Below are 5370 nucleotides of genomic sequence, written 5' to 3'. Positions count from 1 at the left end.
AGCCATGATCCACATTGCTCTCGGAGCCCTACTCATCAGGCGAATTGCTCATTGAAGACCTTTTTCAAAAGGACTCTAAGAGATGGAACGCTTTCTGCCGAAGTGAGTAGTATCCAAGGAAGAATTACCAACGATTCAAATCTGAAAATTAAAGGAACTGGCGCTCTCAGTTATGATCATTCGTATATCACAGGCATTGGTGACGTAACTTTTAGCTCTTCGGGCAACATTCATTTACAGGGCACTTATCTTTACAGTGGCAATACCAATGTTTCCTCTGGAGCTGTAACTCTCAACAACCTTACTATACCCGATTCGGCTAGTTGGACGATGGCTAGGGGCACTCAAATGCTCGTGAATAACGCAACTGTCCACAATCTTACATTGGAGACTGCTGCGACACTTGCTAATATCAATGCTAACGGCAGCTTCACGGTTTCCGGTGATTTAGAAGCCAAGCCTTGGAGCACATTAAGTTTCGCAGCGGGTTCGCCAAGCAACACCACCCGTATGACCGTATTGGGGAATCTGACCATTGATAACGCGGTCCTGGATGTTTACCAAGGTCATATTCCGACAAGCGGTAAATTAGGCGTCGGCTATTATCGTCTGATCGCCTATAGTGGAACGCTTAACGGAACCTTCGGATTTGTCGACCTTCCCCAAATTAACGGTGCGGTTTCCAGCCTTCAATATGGAGCAGGCTCAATTGACCTGCTCATTGAAGCGAGCGGTGACAATAGCCTTCAATACTGGAACGGTGGAAACGGCGTCTGGGATAGCACCACAGCATTTTGGACGAATGACAGAGGTGCAGTAGCTGATATTTGGGGCGGCAAGATCGCGATCTTCAAGGACACTCCGACAACTATTGGTGGCGTTATCGATATTAACGGCAATCAGTCCTTTTCCGGCATCCAGTTTGTCAATGACGGTTACATCCTCAATGGATCCGGATCACTCTCGCTTGAACCAGGAGGCTCCGAAATCCGCGTTCTCGCCGATAGTGCGACGATCAACACCGAAATCAATGGCTCCGGTTCACTGCTAAAGACAGAAGCAGGAACACTCATTCTCAACGGCAATAACTCTTATACAGGCGGAACAACCATATACTCAGGTGACGTGCAGATCAGTTCCGACACCAGTCTGGGATTGGGTGGCGTAAATCTGGCGGGTGGCGCGCTTACGATTGTGGATGATATTGCAACCTATCGTAACTTCGATGTTGATCAGCGCGGCACGATTAATGTCACCGACGATAACACACTCACCGCCAATGGCGTGCTTTCGGGCAATGGCAACTTCCTCAAGGACGGTAACGGCAGGCTCGTTCTTAATGGCGTTAACACGATTACTGGCAATATCGGCATTAAAGCGGGTGAACTCGTCATCAATAACGACGGTGCATTGGGCGATGTATCAAACGACGTAAGCTTTATGGGTGGAACACTGACCACCACCGCGTCATTCGCAACGTTTCGTAATTTCAATCTGGATGTAAACGGCAACTTCAACGTCGACGGATCAACTGCGCTCACCCTAAACGGCAACATTAATGGCGCAAACGATCTCACAAAAAGCGGCGCTGGCATTCTGACACTGAATGGTACGAACACTTTTCGCAATCTGAACATTACCAACGGTTTTGTCGTCGGGAACGCAACATCGTTTGGAGGCGACATCCGTAATGCAGGCACCGCGATCTTCAACATCACCGGAACAGAAACCTACAATGGCAACATTCAGGGTCTGAATACTGTTCACGGTTCCATGGTCAAGGATGGTTCCGGTTCACTTACATTGGCTGGAGTTTCGTTGCTCGATTGGTCAATCAACAAAGGCGAGCTGGTAATCGACGCCAATAAGTTCGGTGGCAACATCGATATCGGGGCTCTGGGAACGGCTGTCGTCAGTCAACCGACAAATGGCACACTTGCAGGCGTTCTGTCCGGCACGGGAACCATTTTGAAGAATGGAGAAGGCACGCTCTTTCTCATTGGCGATTCTTCTGCATTCGGTGGTGTCGTTAAGATTAGCAGCGGTGCTATCAACACAGGCACCGCAGATGCCAAGGGGGCGCTCGGCGGCAGCCTGATCGTGGAATCCGGTGGCATCCTTTCTGGTGTCGGCACAATCGGCAGCGGGTTGAACTCGCATATCTCCGTTGCTGATGGAGGCATACTGGCTCCAGGCAACTCCATCGGAACGCTGACCGTAAACGGCAATCTCGTTCTTGAGAGCGGCTCGATCTACAATGTTGAAACCGATCCGCTCAACACTGAAAGTGATCGCATCACTGTCACAGGTGATGCGACGATCAGCGGAGGAACCGTTGCGCATATCGGCTTCGCTGGCGATTATGCGTTAAATACGAGATACACGATCCTGCAGGCGGATGGAAAACTGACCGGCTCGTTCGGTAACGTCACATCGGAATTCGCATTCCTTAATCCGTCTTTGTTCTATGATTACAATGCAGGTTTAGTGCAACTGGAATTGGCCCGTAACGAAGTCCCCTTTATTTCAAAGGGTACGACAGCAAACCATTTCGCGGTCGCAAATGCTCTCGACAGCATGGGCACCAGTTCTGGAATCTATAACGCTTTCGTAAAGCTACCCGACAACACGACCGTCATCGCCAACGCCCTCGACAGCCTGTCCGGCGAAATCTATGGTTCGACGTCATCCGCATTGATCGAGGAAAGCCGGTACATACGCGACATCATCAATAATCGCATGCGCGGCGCTCTTGGCGGTATCGTCATGAATGACGATATGTTCAGCACGAAAATCGATCACGAATGGAGTGCCTGGGTACAGGCCTATGGCGGCTGGAACAAGATCGACGGCAATGGCAACTATGCCGATGTGAAACATTCCACGGGCGGCTTCCTTGTTGGCGCTGATACGATTGCAGAGAATGGCTGGCTTGCTGGGGCTTTCGCGGGATACAGCAACTCGACAATCAAAGCCGACGCTAGAGCATCTTCCGCTTCGGTAGACAGTTTCCACGTCGGGGCACATGTCGCAAAAGAATGGAACGGCAATATCGCTCTTCGTCTTGGTGTCGCCAATTCGTGGCATAAGGTCGATACGGAACGTACAGCAGCATTCTTTGGCTTCGGACCTCAAAGTCCGACCAGCAATGCAAATGCACGCACTTTCCAAGCCTTCGGTGAAGTCGCTTATAAGATCCATGCCAAGAAGATCACTTTGGAACCGTACGGAAATTTGGCTTACGTCAATCATCACACGGGCGCCTATAACGAAGACGGCGGCGCAGCCGCTCTTCGCGGTTCCAAAACCAGAACATCCGCCGCGTTCGTCACCCTGGGCATTCGTGCGAAAACTGAAGTGGAACTTGGAGGCAACACGACGGCCGCTGTTTCAACAGGTGCAGGCTACCGCAAGACTTCAAATAATGTACGTGGAGCGGCGGAGCATGGTTTCACAGGATCAGACGAGTTCACCATTTACGGTACTCCAATCGCCAGTGATGTAGCGACCCTCGAAGCCGGGTTGGATATGCCCGTCTCAAAGACGTCTAACTTCAACCTGAATTATCAGGCCCAGATTTCTTCAAAGTCGACAGCCCACACAACCGGAGCAAGGTTTGCAATCAAGTTCTAATCGCGGCTATCCAGATCGCCCCCTGCTTGGAACGCTATTATTCCTCCTATCTTAACGCCATCGCTACGGGCCATATAGTGTGGTGCGCCATCGGGCTTCTGTCGGCGCAATGACGATGTTTGCCGGCATCCCCCGACATCCCGTCGGCGGCAGCCTGTCCAGCCGAAGCGGATTCTTGCAACATATCCGCAAGGAATGAATATGCTTCAGCAGGGTCTGAGGCCGAATTCAACCGCTCTTTTGCGAACGCCATTTCGGTGAATACGCCTCACCATGAATGCTGTGCGGCCGTAAGCGGGGCAAATTTGGTGGCCAAGACCCTGTTTCTGATTCCAAGTCAGAAATATTAAACACTGTGCATATCGTGAGTTCCGCATCGATATTTCATGGCTATGGGATTCCTGATTTTGGCAAATCATGATTCTCTTTTGCGATGCCGAAGAGAATGCTTCCCTCGCCCAAGCATGCTGACACGCTTTCACTGAACGCGTTGCGCAGTCTGGTCACGGGTTTGGTTGAGAAAACCGAACGTGCAGAGGCTCGGCTTGAAAAACTGGAAGCTGAGAATACAGCACTCCGTAAGGAGAATGCCGAGCTCCGTCTGGAAAACACCCGGCTTAAAGTTGAGAACCAACTCCTTCGCGATGAAATTGCGCGACTGAAAAACCTGCCGCCACGGCCGCCGTTCAAACCGTCGGGCATGGATAAGGCAACGGACGCGAAAGCTCAGGACAAGCAGGCGGGCAAGAAGAAGCCGCGTGGACCGAAACTGGATGTCGAGCGCGTTGATCGGGATGTGGTTCTTCATGCCCGTGTTCCGGACGGTTCACGCTTCAAGGGCTACAAGAGCTATTACGTGCGCGATATAGTTTTGCGCGCTGAGGTTATTCACTACCGGCGCGAATGCTGGGTTGCTCCGAACGGTAAGACTATTCTTGCGCCGTTACCTGCCGGAATCGTCGGTGGTTATGGCCCAAACCTCAGGCGGCTCTGCCTGATGCTGCATGCGCAAGGTCAGGTCACAGCGCAACGGTTGTCGACCCTGCTTAATGACATCGGCATGGACATCTCCAAACGCCAGGTTGTGCGTTTGCTCACCAAGGGGCTGGATGGCTTTGTTGCTGAGGATGCTGCCGTTCTGCATGCTGGCCTGGTGTCGGAAGCCTATGTAACGGTCGATGACACCGGGGCCCGTCATGCGCGTGATAACTTCTATACCACCCATATTGGCGGCGAGCATTTTACCGTCTTTCGCACCACGAAAACAAAATCCCGCCTGAACTTCCTGTCGCTCTTGCGCGGCAATTATCAGGATTATGTGCTTAACGATGCTACTTCTGATTATCTGAAGACGCGACATGGCGTGGATCCGACAGTCATCGCCAGGCTGCAAACACGCACACCTCAACGCTTTAGCAACCAGGTCCCCTTTCTGGAACACCTGGCGCAAAAAGGTGTCGACATCTTCGATAAGGACATGGTTCGGGTCGTCGCGGAAGCGGGCATCTGGGGTTCTGTTCGCCACCACGGCCTGCTGGGCAATGCCGTCATTATCTCCGACGATGCCGGCCAGTTCCGGGTTGGCAATCATGCGCTGTGCTGGGTGCATGCGGAGCGGCTGCTGCAAAAGCTGATGCCGGCGACGCCACAGCACGTCCGGTGGGTGGAAAATATACGCGATCTCATTTGGAGCTTCTACAAGGCGCTCAAGGCATTCAGGCAGAAGAGCCCCTCACC

General features: G+C 52.1%; 2 protein-coding genes. Both read left to right on the top strand.

Annotated features, from left to right (window positions below; genetic code table 11):
• Positions 1-51: 51 nt before the first annotated feature.
• Complete coding sequence (locus JNC70_RS22545) at positions 52-3633, top strand: autotransporter domain-containing protein (RefSeq protein ID WP_374789034.1); 3582 nt, start codon at positions 52-54, stop codon at positions 3631-3633.
• 433 nt (positions 3634-4066) lie between these two features.
• The coding region (locus JNC70_RS22540; protein WP_374789033.1) for a cell division protein ZapB at positions 4067-5370 on the top strand (1304 nt) is incomplete at its 3' end.

It is taken from the genome of Brucella oryzae, from assembly GCF_041929965.1.
Taxonomy (GTDB): domain Bacteria; phylum Pseudomonadota; class Alphaproteobacteria; order Rhizobiales; family Rhizobiaceae; genus Brucella; species Brucella oryzae.
The sequence above is the reverse complement of the archived record's forward strand: the minus strand, read 5'-3'. Positions and strand labels throughout refer to the sequence as shown.